Source organism: Hyphomicrobium sp. (assembly GCF_041674905.1).
In the GTDB taxonomy this organism is placed as follows: domain Bacteria; phylum Pseudomonadota; class Alphaproteobacteria; order Rhizobiales; family Hyphomicrobiaceae; genus Hyphomicrobium_B.
This window is the reverse complement of sequence record NZ_JBAYUV010000002.1, coordinates 1-17551: the sequence shown is the minus strand read 5'-3', so window position 1 is coordinate 17551 and position 17551 is coordinate 1. Positions and strand designations below refer to the sequence as shown.

Here is a 17551-nt window from a genome sequence, read left to right as displayed (position 1 = left end):
ACACCGCCGGACTTCGCCGTTTTGCCACATTTTGCGTTGAGCGTCCGCCGGGGGGCGGGGCTGATGAAGTGTGTGGGATTGAGCTAGTCTCAATCGCTCGCTGCCGCTTCTTCAAGGGAAACGCTCTGAGTACCATGAGTCAGCAAAGACGACGCCCGGACGGGAGCAAGACCGCCCGCACCGCCGGAGCACGAAGCCCAGCCGAACGTCTTGAGCCCGGCCGTGCGCCACGACGGCCGCGCGGCCTCGACGCGCGCGAGCCGTCGCGCGTCCTGTCGACGACCGTTCGCGTCATCAGCGGTGTGCTGACGGTCTCTCTGATTGTCATGCTGTTCGTCGGCGGCATGTCGTTCACGATCTACAATCAATACGAAAACCCCGGTCCCCTCGACGCGCCGCGCGTCGTCATCATCCCGAAGGGCGAGGGGCGGATCGCCATTGCCGAACGCCTCGAGAAAGACGGCATCATTTCCAATCGCTGGACGTTCGTCGGCGGCCACCTGATGCAGAATTTTTTCGGCCAGCGAAAGAATGGCGAGCTGAAAGCCGGCGAATATGAAATCAGGGAGCACGCGTCGATCCGCGACGTGATCGATACGCTCTCCGACGGCAAATCGATCCTCTACAAGGCGACGCTGCCGGAAGGTCTGACGAGCGAACAGATCGTCGAACGGCTGAAAGCCGAGCCGAGCCTCAGCGGTGAGGTTACCAGGGTGCCTCCGGAAGGCTCGCTCTTGCCGGATACCTATTATTTCTCAAAGGGCACGCCGCGACAGGAGATCCTGGAACGGATGCAGGTCGAAATGGAAAAGGCGCTCGGCGCGCTCTGGGAGGGCCGCGATCCGAGCCTGCCGATCAAGTCCGCCGATGAATTGGTGACGTTCGCGTCGATCGTCGAAAAGGAAACCGGCCGCGCCGATGAGCGCGATCGCGTCGCCTCCGTTTTCTACAATCGCCTGAAGAAGGGCATGCGGCTGCAATCCGATCCGACCATCGTTTACGGCATCGTCGGCGGGCAAGGCGCGCTGGGACGTGGCATCACGAAGTTCGATATCGAAACGAAGTCGCCATACAACACGTATCAGGTCAACGGTCTGCCGCCGGGGCCGATCTGTAATCCCGGCAAGTCCGCGCTGCAGGCCGCATTGCATCCCGCGCAGTCGTCCGATCTCTATTTTGTCGCCGATGGCACCGGAGGACATGCATTCTCCGAGACGCTGAAGGATCACAACTCGGCAGTCCAGAAATGGCGCGAGGTCGAGAAACAACGTGCCAAGCAGGCGGACGGCGCCGATGACGGCAAGGCGGATGACAACAGCGCGCCGATCCCGCAAGCTAAGCCCGATGCCGCCGCCAAGGAGCAGGCGCGTAAGGGCAAGGCTGTCCAGCAGGCTCGAAAAAACGCCAAGGCCGCGCAAAATCAGGCGACCACCGGCGCGGCAACGGGCGGTGATGGCGCTGCTGCGGCATCGGATCAGGCCCAAGGAGCGGCGCCGGGAGCAGCCACGGAGACGGCCGACGTTCCGCTCCCAGTCCGCAAGCCGAAGAAGCAGTAACCAAGAAACAAGAGACGGCTCTGCCGGTTCGGGTTGGCGTATCTGCCACGACCCGGTAAGTTGCGCGCCGCGTAAAAATACAGGCGAGACCTCCCTCGATGACAATTTCCAGCATGACCGGCTTTGCACGTGCAGACGGATCAACCGACGGCCTGAGCTGGATCTGGGAAGCGCGGAGCGTCAACGGCCGCGGGCTCGACGTCCGCCTGCGACTTCCTCCAGGATACGAGGCGCTTGAAATTCCAGCGCGAGACGCCGTCGCCAAACGCTTCGCGCGCGGCAGCATCTCGCTGTCGCTGTCGATCGAGAAGCAGCAGACGAACGGCGCCATCCGCTTGAACGAGCAGGTGCTGGCCGACGTCATCAAGGCGGCGGACCGCGTCTCGACGCTGAGCGGCGCGACCAAGCCCGACGCGGCGCAGCTTCTGATGATCAAGGGCGTGCTTGAGATGTCCGATCAGGCAATCGAAGACGTCGCGGCGCGCGCGGTTCGCGAAAAAGCGATTACGCAAAACCTTGACGTCGCGCTTGAAAAGCTCGGCGAGGCCCGCCGTGCGGAAGGCGCGCGTTTAGGCGGCGTCATTCACGATCAGATCTCGCAGATCGATCAGTTGGCGGCAGCGGTGCGGGCGTCCCCGTCGCGGGCGCCGGAAGCGATCATGACCCGTTTGAGGGACGCGATCGGCCGTCTCGTCGATGCGACGGCGGCGCTCGATGACCAGCGTCTTCATCAGGAAGCTGTGCTGATCGCAACGCGCGCCGACGTCGAAGAGGAATTGCAGCGTCTGGCGGCTCACGTCGCCGCTGCCCGCGATATTCTGGCCGAACGCGGATCGGTCGGCCGCAAGCTCGATTTCCTCGCGCAGGAATTCAACCGCGAGGCCAACACGCTGTGCTCGAAGGCGAACGCCGTCGACATCACGCGCCTCGGTCTGCAACTCAAGACGGTCATCGACCAGTTTCGCGAGCAGGTCCAGAATGTCGAATAGCCAGAATGTCGAATAGAATGTCAGCGGGGAATTACAACATCCGATGAGCGTCGCGGCAACCGAACCCCACATCGCACGGCGTGGCCTGCTCTTTATTATTTCGTCGCCCTCGGGGGCCGGAAAGACGACGCTCGCCCGCCGCCTGCTGGCCGCCGACAGCAATATCGAAATGTCGGTGTCCGTCACGACGCGCGCGCCGCGTCCCGGCGAGCGTGACGGCGTCGATTATCACTTCGTCGATCACGATCCGTTCGAACAGATGAAGTCGCGCGGCGAGCTTCTCGAATGGGCGCGCGTCTTCGATAATCACTACGGCACGCCGCGCCAGCCGGTCGAAGCCGCGATCGATGCCGGAAAGGACGTGCTGTTCGACATCGATTGGCAGGGGGCGCAGCAACTCTCGGAGAAGCTCAAGGGCGACGTCGTGCTCGTGTTCGTGCTGCCGCCGTCGGGCCATGTTCTCGAGGATCGGTTGAAGTCGCGCGCGCAGGACTCCGCTGAAACGGTCGCCCGGCGCATGTCCGCGGCTTCGTCGGAAATCAGCCATTGGGCCGAGTACGATTATGTGATCGTCAACACCGAGATCGAAAAAAGCGTCGCCGCCGTGCACGCCATCCTGATCGCCGAACGGTTGAAGCGCGACCGGCTTCTTGGGTTATCCGACTTCGTGCGCGACATGCAGGCGGTGCTCTAGGTCTGCTGCTCCCAGTCGCCACGGTCGAAGATCGCGGCGAGGCGCGCGAATTCCTCGACCGATAGATCTTCCGCGCGACGCTCGGGCGCGATCCCGCCTTCGCGCAGCAGAAGCTCGGCCATCGGCGTCAGCTGTTTCAGGCTTGACCGCAACATCTTCCGGCGCTGGCCGAACGCAGCGGCCGTGACGCGCGCGAGCGTCGTAACGCGGCATCGGGGCTCCGACGCCGGGATCGGGCGAAAGTCGACCACGGCGGACGAAACTTTCGGCGGCGGCGTGAAGGCTTCGGGCGGCAGGTTGATGACGATCCGAGCCTCGGTCCGGTACTGCGCGAGCACGGAAAGCCGACCGTAAGCTTTCGTGCGTGGCGCGGCGATGATGCGCTCGGCGACTTCGCGCTGGAACATCAGCACCATGCGATTAAACCACGGTGGCCAAGGCTCCGTCTCAAGCCATTCGACGAGCAGCAGCGATGCGATGTTGTAGGGCAGGTTCGCAGCGATCGTGACCGGATGCGCACCCGCGATGAGCTCCGACCAATCGACTTTCAACGCATCGCCGGAATGAACTTTGAGCCGGCCAGGATATCGCAGCGCGATTTCGTCGAGCGCCGACAGGCATCGCTCGTCGCGCTCGACCGCAATGACGTTCTTGGCACCCTCGATCAGCAGCGCGCGCGTCAGGCCACCGGGGCCAGGGCCGATTTCGACGACGGTGCTGTTGCTGATGTCGCCCGCGGCGCGCGCGATCTTGCGGGTGAGATTGAGGTCGAGCAGAAAATTCTGCCCGAGCGATTTCTTCGCCGCGAGCCCATGGCGCTCGATCACGTCGCGAAGAGGCGGAAGTCCGTCGGGAGCCGTCATGGGGGTCACGAAGCAACGGGGCGCGCGCGCCGCGTGCTCATTTCGGCAGCGAGTTTCATCGCTGCGATCAGGCTGGCAGGTGATGCGGTGCCCTTGCCCGCGATGCCGAACGCCGTCCCATGATCCGGCGACGTTCTGACAAACGGCAGCCCGAGCGTCGCGTTGACGCCGGAGTCGAACGCTAGCGTCTTGATCGGGATCAGCGCCTGATCGTGGTACATCGCAATCGCCGCATCATACGTTTCGCGCGCCGCCGCATGAAACAGCGTGTCGGCGGAGTGCGGGCCGGTCGCGTCGATGCCTTCTGATTGGAGTGCCGCAATCGCGGGCGCGATGATATCGCGATCTTCGCTGCCAAGCGCACCGTCCTCGCCCGCGTGCGGGTTGAGACCCGTTACGACGAGACGCGGAGCCGCAATTCCGAAATCGCGCTTCAGTGACGCCGCCACGATGCGCGCGGTCTTGACGATTTTCTCTGACGTCAGCAGCAATGGCACCGATTTAAGCGGCACGTGGATCGTCACGGGAACGACGCGGAGTTCGGGGGAGGCCAGCATCATGACCGGATCGGCGGGCTCTGCTGGCCAGAGTTCGCTCGCGAGCGCGCCGAGATATTCCGTGTGCCCCGCATACTGAAAGCCCGCGTCGTAGAGCACCGACTTTGCAATCGGGTTCGTGACGACGGCGGACGCCTGTCCCGCCGCAACCGCTTCAACGGCGCGCCGGATCGCGAGAATGACCGCTGGGCCGTTGCAGGAATCGGGACTGCCGGCTTCCGCCGCTCGGACCAGCGGCACGTCGACGATCGGCAAAGCTCGGGGAAACACGTCGGCCGCGGCGCCCGCATCGGCAATCGAGACGATGTCGCAATCGATGCCAAACGAACGGCACGTTGCGCGCATGAGGTTGAGATCGGCGAAGACGGCGAACGGCGGAAGCGCGCTCTTCTCCCGGTCGCGCCAGGCGCGAATTGCGATTTCCGGTCCGATCCCCGCAGGGTCCCCCATCGTGAGTGCGAGAGGCAGAAGTCGCGCGCTCGTGAGAGCGGCCATGGTCAGCGGTACTCGATGTGAGCGTCTTCGCGAAGGTCTTTGAGGTAGCGCCGCGCCATGACTTCGAACTCTTTCTGCTTCAACTCGCCCTCGGCCTGCGTGCGCTTGTCGGCGTCGGTTTTGACGGAGTCGCGCCCGCAGACAACGTAAAGCTCGACCGCGCCGTCGCCGACGCTTGGCGGCAACATCTCTCCGTCGCTTGCGTTGAGCAGGAGTGTACGGGTCGGCTCAGGAAGCGTCGAGGATTTCCTTTTGCCGATGTTCTCGAATTTCGCGCCTGCAATGCCGGTCGCAGCCGCCGCCGTTGACTTGCAATCGGTAAATCGCGACCGGACTTTTTCGGCTTCCTCGATGCGCTGCGCGATGCCATGCTCTTCCATCTTTTTCGGAAGCATGATTTGCACGCGCTGGATCTGCAACTCAACATCTTCTTGTGCCGTGCCGGCCGCCGTCGCCACCATCTTGTCGACGTCCTTGGTATTGACGTTGATCAGAGGCCCGAAGCGTCGCCGCACGACTTCATTCCATGAAAGGGCGGCGCGGATGCGGCTCTTCATCGGATCGATGCTGCCGCCAACCTGTTTGGCGAACTGATCGAGCGTCATCTTGTTGCGCTCGGCAATGCCGGCCACGACACGGTCGACCTCGGAGTCTTCGATCGTGACGCTCTGCTTTTTCGCTTCCTGCAGCTTCAACCGTTCGTCGATCAATTCCTCGACCGCCTGTTTTTTGACAGCCGGCAACGATGCCTTGCGCGCGCTCTCGAACGCCTCGCGCTGCAGGTTCATGCCGAAGTCTTTTTTCTTCTTCTCGAAGATGGCGATGATTTCATCGCGCGATTTGCCCTGGTTGGCCTGCACGACCTGGTTGAGCAGCGCCTTCAGGCGTTCCGTCGTCTTCGGATTTTTGATGATGGCTTCGAAATTGGCTTTGGCTTGAGCCTGCACGCCGGTCCCGCTGAGCAGCATGGCGCGGCGGTCGACTTCAAAACCCGTGACGGGCTCGTCGTTGACGAGCACCTCGATCACGTTCTCGCCGCCGACCGGATCGGACGATACGGGCTCGCGGCTCGCCGTCTCGGAGCCTTTGCCTTTCGCCGCGGGAGCCGACTTCTTACGGCCCTTCTTGTCCGTTGCCTTGTCAGCGGCGCCGTCGGGATTGCCGACGGCGGGTGCGCCGAGGAGCCCGCCGGTGCCGTCGCCGGTGACCGCGACGGTGCCGCCTTGGGCCAAAGCGCTGAATGTGCCGAGCGTCGCGAGAAGTCCAGCCGCGACCGCAATCCGAGCCGGACGGACAACCGAAGTCAAACGGCTATGCTGTGAAAACGGCATCCTTAGGAGGTCCACTGTCGAATCGCTCAAGCCAGCAGAATACTGCAGGCGCGCCCGCGCTCTTGGGCTTATCCACATCAAGAGTGGCCAAAATCCGGTCTGTTTCGCGTCAGGCGAGGCTCGTTTCGCTTATGCGAAGCGCCGGGCGTCAGTTAACCCGCTCTTCTCCGCCAAGGTTGAAGTCCAGGGCGTCGGTCTTGGCGGCGAAATCGCCGAGATGCTTCAACTCGAAGCGCAGCATGAAGGTGCGGTCGGCCTCGATGGTCTGCTCGTTGTAGTTGGACTCGATATAGGACGCGGTCAGCGCGAAGCATTCATCCGCATACTTGATCTGAACGCTGTCGTAGCGCAGCTCGCCCTTATCGATATCATAGCGCGTCATACCGCCGACGCTCCAGCGATCGGTAAGCCTGAGCGTCGCGGACGCGAGAAGCTCCTGCTGGACCGGATCGGCATCGGCATCGGTCGGATCGAGAAGGATCGCATCGCTGTTATAGCTGTATCCAACCTGCGTCGATAGAGGCCCGAAGTTAAAGACCATCGCCGCGTCTTCGCGCCGGAGGTCCATGGTGTCCTTGTCGAAACGGCTCTGCGAAATGATCCTGAATTCGTCGATCGGAGCCAGATACACGCCGAGTACGTAATCGGAACGTGCCGTTTGCAGACCGCTGACCGGCGAGTAGATGTAGTTGCCGTCCGGATCGCGACCCGGGTTCAGATAGATATTATCGCCCGAGAGCTGATAGCTCTCGCCCGCAAGGAAGCGCGCATAGCCGCCGTCGTGCGACTGGAACGTGTACTGCAGGCCGACGTTGGCGCGCGTGCCGGTTTCAATCCGGTCGTAGCCCGAGAATTTCGACGTCGCGAACAAGTTCGTATCGTCGAAGATAAGGCTCTGCGCATCCTCGTTCGGCAGTTGCCGTTGCGGGATGCTTTCCTGGTGGACGACGATCTGGCCAATCGGCTCGATGACGTGGCTGGCACTCGCGGTGTTTGCGACCCACGGGTATGAGACTGTCATACCGCCATCGACGATGCCGCGCGCAACCGAGTCACTGCGGGAATCGCCGACCCACACATCCGACGAATTTAACTGCATGGTCGTCGGGTTAACCGCATTGTCAAAGGAGTAAACGTCACCGCGTACATCCGCGAACGGCGTGTAACTAATACCGATCGCGTCGGTTAGGCGGCGGCGCCACTTCAGCTCCGTGATGACGCGGTTCATATTTTCGTTTTCGACCTTACCGGTGATCGGATTGATCGGTGAACCATCTTCGCGCGTGAAACTCACGGCATTTGTATTCCATTTGAGCTCGCCGCCGAGCACTGGATCGTTGAAGACATAGTTATAATTGATGATCGGGTGCGTGTAGCCTTCGGTCTGCGGCGTGTCGGTGCTGAGCAAACCCTGGAACTGGTACAGCGTGGCGTTGAAGTAGTTCCGGTCCGACTGACCCGTCAAATAAACCTGGTTGACGCGGTCGGTGACCAGAGCGCTGTCGAGCTTGTAGAAGCGGCGGAACTGGTCGTCCGTTTCCGCCGTGACATCCCAACCGAACTTCCACCAGCTCGAAAGCGAAAAGACGCCGTGCGTCTCGACGCTGCCGCGCAAGCCGTCATAGCTCTTGAGGTCGATGTTGCCGGGTGACCCGTCAGACGGGAGATCGCGGTAATTCTGATCAATGCCGGCGAGTTTGACATTGTACTGGCCGTTCGCAAGTCGGTGCCGCCATTCCGCCTGCATCAGCAACCCCTGGTCGCTGAGATAGGTCGGCGTGAGGGTCAGGTCGTAGTTCGGAGCGATCGCCCAATAGTAGGGAATACCGGTGATATAACCGAGCGTCGACGAGTTGCCGTACTGCGGTGTCAGGAAGCCAGACTTACGCTTGACCGACGGATCGGGCGTCTGGAAGTAAGGCAGATAAAACACCGGTTGCCCGTAAATCTCGAAGTAGGCGTCTTGATACGTGATGGTCGCGGCGTCGGCGTCGTGAATGATGCGCGCGGCGCTGAGGCACCAGAGCGGCGGCGTTCCGCCATCGCTTTTGCAAGGCGTGAACCGGCCGTTCTCGAATTCGTTGACGTTGCCGCCGCGGCGCACGGCGCGATCGGCCGTAATCGTCGACTGATCCTGCGAGACGACCGAAAGCGACTGCACGAAGCCGTCGCGGAAATCATCCGTCAGCGTGTAGCGGTCGGCGCGGATGACGTTGCCTTGCGGCTCCTTGAGGGTAACGTTACCGACGGCGGTCAGCGTTCCGCCGCCCTGATCGTAGACGACTTCGTCCGCCGTCAGGATGTTGTCGTTGTAATAGATTTCGACGTTGCCGCGCGCGATGACGCGATTGCCAGCCTTATCGTAGATCAGCTGGTCGCCCTGCAGGCGCATGGGCTGCGTGCGGTCAACTTGAGTGTTGACCTTACCGAAGATGCTTTCCTTGCCGAACGTCGAAGGTTGCTTGGCGGCGGCCTGGGCAGAATTGGAAAAATGGATCGTGAAGAGCGTCGCGACGAGGACGCACGAAAGCGCACGAGCGAACCTGGCTGCCGAAAAGCGCCAGGATCCCCCGCGTGACCTTCCGCAACCCTCTTGCGGTGTCCGCGCTTCACGCATCACTCAGCCGTCCTCCTGGTGCAAAAGCACCGTCGTTGAGATAGCGAGTACCAAGACAACCGGCATCCAGGCCGCAACCCACGCGGGCGCAAGTCCAGCGATGCCAATTTGTCGTGAAATTTCCGAGAACAAAAAGAATCCAACCCCGCCGATCATCCCTGTCGCAACCATAGTCTGGATGCCGCCGGACCGGAATGACCGCAATGACACAGTGGCCGCCAAAAGGACCATTGCGAGGCACAGCATCGGACGCACCAAAAGCGACTGATACTGAACCCGCAGGCCTTCGGTTGAAAGTTTTGCCTTATCAGCTGCTTGAATGAGTTCGGGAAGGTCCCAGAAAGAGATCGAGAAGACGGACCCTAGAGCTTCCTGCACACGGTCCGGAGTTAGATAGGTCGAGAGCAGATACGAGCTGAATTTTTCCGGCTCCTGGCCCAGGCGCGTCACCCACGCGTCTTGCAACTCCCAGTAGCCGTCTTTTAGTTCGGCACTACCGGCATCGATGCGTTCCGAGAAATGCCCCTCGCGATCATATGCGAAGACGAGCACACCGGTGAGCGTCAGACCCCGGTTCGAGGCCGCCGCCGCTCCGAGAACGGACTCGCCGTCCGCGCCGTTCTGGCGAATCCATGAGCCGCCGCCTTGCGAGCGTAACAGGTTGGCTTCGTTGCCGAAAGCTTTGGCGTAGAGCTTTTCCGCGGTAGCGCGGCCTCGCGACGCCAGCGGATTGAAGATCGCCATCGCAAAAATTCCGACGGCCAAGCCGACGAAAAGACCAGGTCCGAGGAACTGCCACACCGACATGCCGCCCGCCCGCATGACGGCCAATTCGCTTTTTCGGTTCAGATAGATAAGGGCACTGATGCTGCCGACGAGCACGGCGAAGCCGATCAGGAATTCGATATAGGCGGGGAGGCGGAGGAGGGCGATCCGGACCAGGGTCGTGCCCGGAACCGAGCCGTATTTTCCGGCCATGCGCAGGAGTTCGACGAAATCGATCATGAAGATCAGCAGCGCGCAGACCGTCAGCGTCGTCACGATCGCGACGATGAACATCCGCGCGATGTAGCGCGACAGGGTGAACCCCCCGATCATGACGCCGCTCCCTTCGGCCGCGCAGGACCGAGCCAACTCCGCAACGCCTCAAAGATGGCGGCGCCGCCATCTCTGAGTTTCGCCACCAAGCTGCGGCCTGTGCGCTGTTTTTCCGCGCGTTTGAGAACGATGAGCGAATAGAGGATCATGCCGATCGGCAAGCTGTAAGCCACGGCCACCATGCCGGGGTTTCGAACCATCGCATTGGTGATCGCAAGTCCCGCGAGACGGCACGTTGCGGCGATGACGAACGTCAGAACCAGACTTTGCATGCGGCTGGTGCGCGTCGATTGCGCCTGCCCGACGAAGGCGATGATGAGGAACGCGAAGGCAATGGGGTACAGCGGAGTTACGAACCGCTCATGCAACTCGGAGCGGAACTGGCCCGGCTGCGTCTGATAGAGCTTGCTGCCGGGCTCGGGATTGATGAGTTCGCTGAAATACCGTTCGCGCGGCTTCAGCTCGCCCCCGCCGCCGTCCTGCGGCTCGAAGCGATCGAGATCGACGACGTATTTGTCGAAGGCGACGATCTGCGGTGCGCCGTTGGCGTCCGTCCGGCGGATGATGTGGCCGTTGCTCATGACGAGGTAGGCGGTACCGTCCTGCTTCACCAGCGTGCCGTGCTCTGCGAGATAGCTTTGCGACTGCGTCTTGTCGCGCGTGTCGTGCATGACGAGGCCGAGAAGCTCGCCGTCGGCATCACGGTCGCGGATGTGAAACATCAGGCCCGATTCCGGACTCGTGAACCGGCCAGGCTGAATGACTTGCGTGAGAAGGTCGCTTCGGACCTGCACCATGTACTCGCGCAACTGACGCATACTCCAGGGCTGCGCAAAGTGACCGACGAAGGCCAGGAAGATGCTGACAAGAAAGGCCAGCAGCAATAGGGGACGCGCGGCTGTCCACACTTTCGCGCCGGACGCCGAGATCACGATGAGCTCGCTGTCGGTATTGAGCCGGTTGAGCGTGTGAAGCGCTGCAATGAGGTAAGAGAAGGGGGCGATGACCGCCATCAGGTTCGGGACGGCGAGCGACGTCATCTTGATGAGCATCCAGGTATCCTGGCCCTGGCTCGTCACGACGTTGAACTGGCGCAACGCCAGCGCGATCCACACGATGCCCGTCAACGACACCATGATTAGAGCGAACGATCCGGCCGCCTGACGAAACACGTACTTCGAGAAGATTCGCATGCTTCGCCGGTCCCCTCCGGCCACGCTGATCGCGGCGCCCCCGCCGCAAGTCGCACGTCTACCCTTGTCCGGCTCCCATAGCACAGTGGCGGAATTTCGGCTGCGCTCGCTATGCGGTCGTGGAATGAGCATGCAAGACAACGCATTAGGACAAACTGGAGGTTTAGCGGCTGCATTTTTAAAAGCTGGCTTGCCATGCCCCGGTGAATGACTAAGTTGGATTACTCAGCCACGAGTTTTCGCCCTCCCTGCAGTCTCGCGTCGCGGCGACGCTGGGTCAGGACTGCGGATCGGCGTCCGCGTCCACCCGAGCGAATAGTCCCGCGCGATCCCTTCCCGATGGAGTTCTTCAGAAATGCCCGAACGATTTGAAATTACCTTCGCATCCCTCGGCGCCGATCCCGAGGCGGTGGCAGTCATATTGGCCGGCGAAGGTCTGGATCTCGGCTCCAAGGCGCGCGAACTCGAAGCGAAGTCGGCAAGCTCGATCAGCAAGGCATCCGCCGCCGCCGACTACAAAGGCAAATACAAGTCGACGATCGAAATCCTCGCTCCGGCCAAGATCGGAATCGATCGCCTGATCATTGCCGGGCTTGGCAAGGAAGGATCGCTCAGCGCACAGCAATACGTCGATCTCGGCGGCGTCATTCTCGGTGCCATCCAGGCGCGCAAGGCCTCGGCCGCCAGCGTGATTGTCGACGTCGACGGCAGCGATGACGTGTCACCGGAACAGGTCGCGGCGCTGATCGCGCAGGGCGCGCTTCTGCGCAACTACAATTTCAAGAAGTATCTGACCAAAAAGTCCAATGACGACGGCGCGGACAAGGACGGCCTGAAAAAACTCACCATTCACGTTGCCCATCCCGACAAGGCGAAGTCGGCGTTCCAGCCGCTGAAGGCCGTCGCCAACGGTGTCAACTTCGCGCGCGATCTCGTCAACGAACCGGCCAACATCCTTGGTCCTGTTGAACTCGCGGAGAAGACGAAGGCGCTCGAGAAGTTCGGCGTTTCCGTCGATATCCTCGAAGTCAAGGACATGGAGAAGCTCGGCATGGGCTCGCTGCTCTGCGTCGGGCAGGGTAGCGCGCGCGCCTCGCGGCTCGCCGTGATGACCTGGAACGGCGCCAAGGGTTCGAAGAAACAGAAGCCGATTTGCTTCGTCGGCAAGGGCGTCGTCTTCGATACGGGCGGCATCTCGATCAAGCCCGCCGCCGGCATGGAAGACATGAAAGGCGACATGGGAGGCGCGGCGGCCGTCATCGGCACGATGTACGCGCTTGCCGAGCGCAAGGCGAACGTCAACGCGGTCGGCCTTGTCGGCTGCGTCGAGAACATGCCCTCGGGCAATGCCGTGCGTCCCGGCGATATCGTGACGTCGATGTCCGGCCAGACGATCGAAGTCATCAACACCGATGCCGAAGGCCGTCTCGTGCTCGCCGACGTGCTCTGGTACGCGCAGGAGAAGTTCAAGCCGAAGCTCGTCATCGATCTCGCGACGCTGACCGGCGCCATCATGATCGCGCTCGGCAAAGAGTATGCGGGCATGTTCGTCAACGACGACAAGCTGGCGGACGAACTTCAGTCGGCGTCGCGCACGACGGGAGAGAAGGTCTGGCGGATGCCGCTCGACAAGGCGTTCGACAAGATGATGGATTCGAAAAACGCCGACATGAAAAACACCGGCGGCCGCTGGGGCGGCTCAGCGTCCGCCGCCGCGTTCCTGCAACGCTTCGTCCAGAAGGACACGCCCTGGTGCCATCTCGACATCGCCGGCACCGCGATGGATGGCAGCCGCAATGACATCAACCAGAGCTGGGGCGCCGGCTGGGGCGTCCGGCTGCTCGACAGGTTCGTCGCCGACCATCATGAGAAGAGCGAGAAATAGTTTCTTGGATCAGGTTTGTTTAGCCGGGCACAAATTTGGTCGGCTAAACAATTTTTTCAAAGTTGTATCTATTTGATACAAGGCATATTCCTATATTTATTTTCCATAATATATATTATGCGAATTTAGGACACCGCTGAACTAGGCACGAAACCCGCTTTGATTTCCGCGGCCCCGGTACCAGAACGGAAACGGCGCGCCGATGAGCAGCATGGCGAACGCCAGGATCGCGTTGCGGATGGGCCGCCGCTCAAATCCGCTGCTCTCGATGGACAGATAGCCCGGCACGTCCTCGGCATCGGCGATCAGCGCCCTCACCGTGTCGAGATCCTCTTCGTCGACGAGGAAGCTGATGCCGCCGAACAGGATGTTGAACTGCGGACATTGCGAGATGATGTCCTTGCCTGCCAGCGCAAAGCGAATGCCGTGCGCTTCGAGCAGGCTCTCGATGACGATCGCTTCCGGCAGCATCAGCGTCGTGTGAGCGCAAACAAGTGGCATGCGGGCGGCTCCAAGATCAAACCCGGTTTTCCAGGGTCCTTATCCCTTCCGCGATCAGGACGGCATAAAGCGCCAGCACGAACCCCGACAGCATGTTGACGGAGACGATGGCGCCGAGCGCCTGAGCCACGGACGGATCGAACACCCAGGACAGCATTCGTACCACGATCTCGTCGAAGCTCTGTTTCAGGAGGAACAGGAATTCGCTCGCCTGCTCCATCGACGGCTTGGCCGGAAGATCGAAGGCTGCGCGCTTCGCGAGTTCCGTGATGCCCGGCGCAGGCAGAAACGTCAGGCCCGCCGAGAACAAAAGTCCGAGCGGGGCTGCGAGCCGGAAATACCCCCAGCGCAGCGGCCGCGCCTTGAGGCGTCCCATCAGGAAGCGCACCACCTGCACGCCAAGAAACAGCGACGCGGCGAAAACGATTGCGACGATCTTCAGCCGCTCCTGATCGGTGCCGAGGAACGTCAGCAGCGCGACCACACCCGCGAGCACCGCCTTCGTGATCGACTCCAGCGCGCCGACGGTGACGATCAGATAGATCGACCGTCCCGGCGCCCGGTCGAAATAGAATGGGAACTCATACTTGAGCCGCGCGATTTCGAGCGCCGCGCCGACGACCAGCGCCAGCGCCGCCGTCCCGGCCGCGAAGACAAGTGGTGCCGTGTATCCGACCCATGCGACGGCATAAATCGCCGCTAGCTCCAGCGCCATCATCAGGCCGTTGAAGAGGATGTACATCGCCGCGCCCTGAGCTTACCCCGCGCCAAGGGTAACACTACTTGGTGGGGCTCGGACACTGGTGTTGTCAGCCAGGGGCCGAGAACGCCGGATGATACGAAACGGCGGTAGACGGTAGCGCTCCGCGAAAGGCGTGCACCAGAAAATACTCAAGCGGTGCGCCGTCGAACGTCACACCGAGGCTTTGCTCAAATCCGAACCGGCGATAGAAGCGCGGCTCCCCTAGCACGACGCATCCCGCTGCGCCCATTGCCTTCAAAGCATTGAGGCCGCCTTCGATCAGCGCCGAGCCAATGCGGAGCCCTTGGAAATCGGGCGCGACGGCGACCGGCCCAAGCCCATACCATCCATCATGCGCCGGGCTTAACCGGACAGCCGAGAACGTTGCGTAGCCGACGGTCACGCCGGCAAGCACCGCAACCTGCGGCAGGACAAGCTCTCCGCCGTCCCGCAACCGGCGCACGATCGGATGCTCCGTTTGCTGGCTGTGCGGATGATCGGCGAAGGCTTCTTGAAGAACATTCTCAATCGCATCTATGTCAGCAAGCAGCTCATCGCGAATGATAAGTGAGGCAACCGTTACGACGTCGCCTGCTCCAAGGTACAGGTTGCATCGCCCGTGCGCGCCAGCTCGGCTTCGAATGGAAACGAGCGGCGCATGATGCGAAGCTCCGGCCCGGTGTCGCCGAGGAAATACAGCTTCGCAGTCCCCTCGTCTCTTGCGTACCAGGCTTCGACCGAATACGGCGCCGTGTCCTTGGCGAGCACGAGCTGTCCCTTGTAGGTTCCGCCGCCGCTAGTGACCGCGTTGTTTGCTGCGAGCCGCACACCGATCGCGCCGCACGTCTTGTCGTTCTTCACCGCGATCCCGCACCAGCCCTCCTTGCACGCGACGAAATCATAGGTCAGCGCGCATCCGCAGCTGCAATCGGCTTCGCTGCGGCCGTAGCCATGACGCTTGCCGCTCCAGCGTCCAGCGAGCGACACTGCCTCGGCCGGAGCGCTCGTCGCTTCGTCGCTTGTCTCGGCTGCCGCAGAGCCGCCAAAACTCGAAGCGATGATGCCCGCAGCCATGACGGATGCCAGCATGACCGACGCGAGCATGACAGTTCCGGCCGCGCGTCTGCGAAACGATCGCAGCACGACGGGCCGGTTGATCACGCGCATCGCAATTCTTTTCATCACGATCGTCCTTATTTTGCCTGTCGGGCTCGTCGCGCTCGGCTCCGGCGCCGGATGGATCGCTCTGCCCTACGAGATGTTCGAACTGGCGCGCCGTGCGCCCCTTCTCTTTCCGGCTCACATGATCGCTTCGGCGCTTGCGCTTCTGCTGGTGCCCGCCGTCATTATGTCGAGACGCCGTCCCGAGTTTCACAGACCGCTTGGCCGGCTGTTGGGCCTCTTTGTGGTGATTGGTGGGCTGACGGCTCTTCCCGTCGCCGTCATCAGCCACTCGACGCCCTGGGCGCGCGCCGGGTTTTTCGCGCAGGGTCTCGTCTGGCTTTATCTGCTTGGCACCGCTTGCCTTGCGATCCGGGCGCGCGACATCTCCCGCCACGCTCACCTGATGATGGCGATGGTGGTGGTGACGACCGGCGCCGTCTGGTTTCGTGTGATCACCGGCACGGCGATCGCGCTGAGACTACCGTTCGAGCCGATCTACGCCGCGTCTGCCTGGATCGGCTGGATGCTGCCGCTGACACTTGTACTGGCGAAGCCGCGCGCCTTCGCCAGGCTGTTGTCGCGATAGCCGCAGCTGTCGCTCTCGCTCCAAACGCAGGCATCCACTAGTCTCGGCGGGGCAATCGAGAGGACGCTCATGACGGACGCCATCAAGCCTTCGCGCGACATCGCGCGTCTCATCGAAATCATGGCTGCGTTGAGAACGCCCGTGACCGGGTGCCCGTGGGACCTTGAGCAGAATTTCGAAACGATCGCTCCCTACACCATCGAGGAAGCCTACGAGGTCGCCGACGCCATCGCCCGCCGCGACTTACCGGATTTGAAAGACGAGCTTGGCGACCTGCTGCTCCAAGTTGTCTATCACGCGCGGCTTGCCGAGGAGCAAAGTGCGTTCGCGTTTGACGACGTGGTCGAAGCGATCACGCGCAAGATGATCCGCAGGCATCCGCACGTCTTCGCTGACGGCGCCGCGCGCGATCCGCAATCTGTCAAAGCGGCGTGGGATCGGATCAAGGCTGAGGAACGCGCTGAGAAAGCCGCCGAGCACGCGCGGCTCCCCACGTCACCCCTCCCCTCCCCGCAAGGGGAAGGGGAATTGCATGATCATGAGCCGAAACCGTCGACGCTTGCCGATATTCCCATCGGCCTCCCGGCTCTGACGCGCGCCATCAAGTTGCAGGACAAAGCCGCGAAGGTCGGGTTCGATTGGCCGAACCTCGCGCCGGTCTTCGACAAGCTGAAAGAAGAGATCGCCGAATTCGAGGAAGTCGCCCTCCCCGCCGATCCACGAAGAGAGTCTTTATTGGCGTCCGGCGACGCCCCTCCGGGGAGCCGGCCGCCGGACGCAGCGCCTTCCGGCCGGCTCGCGGAACGCGAGTCGGAAGGCGCGATCAAAAGTGCGGCAATCAAAGAAGAATTCGGCGACATGCTATTCGTGATGGCGAACATCGCGCGCCACTTGCATCTCGATCCCGAAGCGGCGCTGCGCGCGGCGAACCAGAAATTCGTGCGCCGCTTCGCGCATATCGAAATGCGCTTGGCGAAGCATGGAAAAACGCCATCGCAATCGACGCTCGAAGACATGGACGCGCTCTGGGACGAAGCGAAAGCGCAAGAAAAGAGCGCTGCGCGAAAGGACGTCTAAGCGCCCTTCCCCGTCCGGATCGCGTCCGACACATGCTCAGGCCGGAATCCCAAGCCGATCAGCCGCGCCGGAATGCGCGATAGAAACGGCAGCGTGTTGAACAAGCGCAACGCCAGCGGCGGCTTCAGCGCGCTTGTTTTCGCAAGCGTCTTCGCGATGACGACGTTCTGAATTCCCAACTGCAGGCGCTGGGTTGCGCGCGT

16 protein-coding genes and 1 pseudogene are annotated in these 17551 nt (G+C 62.0%); 6 read left to right on the top strand and 11 right to left on the bottom strand.

All coding sequences use genetic code 11. From position 1 onward, the window contains the following. Positions 1-134: 134 nt before the first annotated feature. The 3 genes from mltG (at position 135) to gmk (ending at position 3239) form a co-directional block, all read left to right on the top strand. Positions 135-1556 (top strand): endolytic transglycosylase MltG, encoded by a 1422-nt coding sequence (gene mltG / locus WC026_RS00970; RefSeq protein WP_372708926.1) that lies wholly within the window; start codon positions 135-137, stop codon positions 1554-1556. Positions 1557-1654: 98 nt separating this feature from the next. After that, a complete protein-coding gene (locus WC026_RS00965) occupies positions 1655-2545 on the top strand; it encodes a YicC/YloC family endoribonuclease (protein WP_372708925.1) in 891 nt (296 codons plus the stop codon). 43 nt (positions 2546-2588) lie between these two features. Further along, complete coding sequence (gene gmk, locus WC026_RS00960) at positions 2589-3239, top strand: guanylate kinase (protein ID WP_372708923.1); 651 nt, start codon at positions 2589-2591, stop codon at positions 3237-3239. Here gmk and rsmA read toward each other — a convergent pair. The 6 genes from rsmA to lptF form a co-directional block, all read right to left on the bottom strand. After that, a complete protein-coding gene (gene rsmA / locus WC026_RS00955) occupies positions 3236-4102 on the bottom strand; it encodes a 16S rRNA (adenine(1518)-N(6)/adenine(1519)-N(6))-dimethyltransferase RsmA (RefSeq protein WP_372708922.1) in 867 nt (288 codons plus the stop codon). The two genes, gmk and rsmA, sit on opposite strands and share 4 nt — an antisense overlap. A gap of 5 nt (positions 4103-4107) precedes the next feature. Next, the gene (pdxA, locus tag WC026_RS00950; protein ID WP_372708921.1) at positions 4108-5154 is read right to left on the bottom strand and encodes a 4-hydroxythreonine-4-phosphate dehydrogenase PdxA; all 1047 of its coding nucleotides are present in this window, start codon (positions 5152-5154) and stop codon (positions 4108-4110) included. Between the two features lie 2 nt (positions 5155-5156). Then, on the bottom strand, positions 5157-6461 hold the full coding sequence (locus WC026_RS00945; RefSeq protein ID WP_372708920.1) for a peptidylprolyl isomerase: 1305 nt from the start codon (positions 6459-6461) through the stop codon (positions 5157-5159). Positions 6462-6633: 172 nt separating this feature from the next. Continuing rightward, entirely contained in the window at positions 6634-9102 is a 2469-nt protein-coding gene (locus WC026_RS00940) for an LPS-assembly protein LptD (RefSeq protein ID WP_372708919.1), read from the bottom strand. A 3-nt stretch (positions 9103-9105) separates the two neighbouring features. Beyond that, positions 9106-10200, bottom strand: coding sequence for an LPS export ABC transporter permease LptG (gene lptG / locus WC026_RS00935; protein ID WP_372708918.1), 1095 nt, complete (start codon positions 10198-10200; stop codon positions 9106-9108). Beyond that, positions 10197-11393: an LPS export ABC transporter permease LptF gene (lptF, locus tag WC026_RS00930; protein WP_372708917.1), complete on the bottom strand. Its 1197-nt coding sequence runs from the start codon at positions 11391-11393 to the stop codon at positions 10197-10199. Before lptF ends, lptG begins: the two co-directional genes overlap by 4 nt. 355 nt (positions 11394-11748) lie before the next feature. Between lptF and WC026_RS00925 the strand changes: the two genes are divergently transcribed. Next, a complete protein-coding gene (locus tag WC026_RS00925; RefSeq protein ID WP_372708916.1) occupies positions 11749-13278 on the top strand; it encodes a leucyl aminopeptidase in 1530 nt (509 codons plus the stop codon). 141 nt (positions 13279-13419) lie between these two features. Here WC026_RS00925 and WC026_RS00920 read toward each other — a convergent pair whose 3' ends face one another. The 4 genes from WC026_RS00920 to WC026_RS00905 all read right to left on the bottom strand — a co-directional run bounded on the left by WC026_RS00920 (position 13420) and on the right by WC026_RS00905 (position 15625). Further along, the gene (locus tag WC026_RS00920) at positions 13420-13779 is read right to left on the bottom strand and encodes a hypothetical protein (protein WP_372708915.1); all 360 of its coding nucleotides are present in this window, start codon (positions 13777-13779) and stop codon (positions 13420-13422) included. A gap of 16 nt (positions 13780-13795) precedes the next feature. After that, positions 13796-14521, bottom strand: coding sequence for a hypothetical protein (locus WC026_RS00915; RefSeq protein ID WP_372708914.1), 726 nt, complete (start codon positions 14519-14521; stop codon positions 13796-13798). Positions 14522-14588: 67 nt separating this feature from the next. Beyond that, on the bottom strand, positions 14589-14984 hold the full coding sequence (locus tag WC026_RS00910) for a GNAT family N-acetyltransferase (RefSeq protein WP_372708913.1): 396 nt from the start codon (positions 14982-14984) through the stop codon (positions 14589-14591). Between the two features lie 116 nt (positions 14985-15100). Continuing rightward, positions 15101-15625 (bottom strand): hypothetical protein, encoded by a 525-nt coding sequence (locus tag WC026_RS00905; protein WP_372708912.1) that lies wholly within the window; start codon positions 15623-15625, stop codon positions 15101-15103. Between WC026_RS00905 and WC026_RS00900 the strand changes: the two genes are divergently transcribed. Both WC026_RS00900 and mazG read left to right on the top strand, forming a co-directional pair. Then, on the top strand, positions 15609-16271 hold the full coding sequence (locus WC026_RS00900) for a DUF2306 domain-containing protein (RefSeq protein WP_372708911.1): 663 nt from the start codon (positions 15609-15611) through the stop codon (positions 16269-16271). The genes WC026_RS00905 and WC026_RS00900 overlap by 17 nt on opposite strands. 69 nt (positions 16272-16340) lie before the next feature. Further along, positions 16341-17348 (top strand): nucleoside triphosphate pyrophosphohydrolase, encoded by a 1008-nt coding sequence (gene mazG, locus WC026_RS00895; RefSeq protein ID WP_372708910.1) that lies wholly within the window; start codon positions 16341-16343, stop codon positions 17346-17348. Here mazG and WC026_RS00890 read toward each other — a convergent pair. After that, a pseudogene (locus tag WC026_RS00890) lies at positions 17345-17551 on the bottom strand (FAD-dependent oxidoreductase); the annotation flags it as partial. The gene mazG and the pseudogene WC026_RS00890 overlap by 4 nt on opposite strands.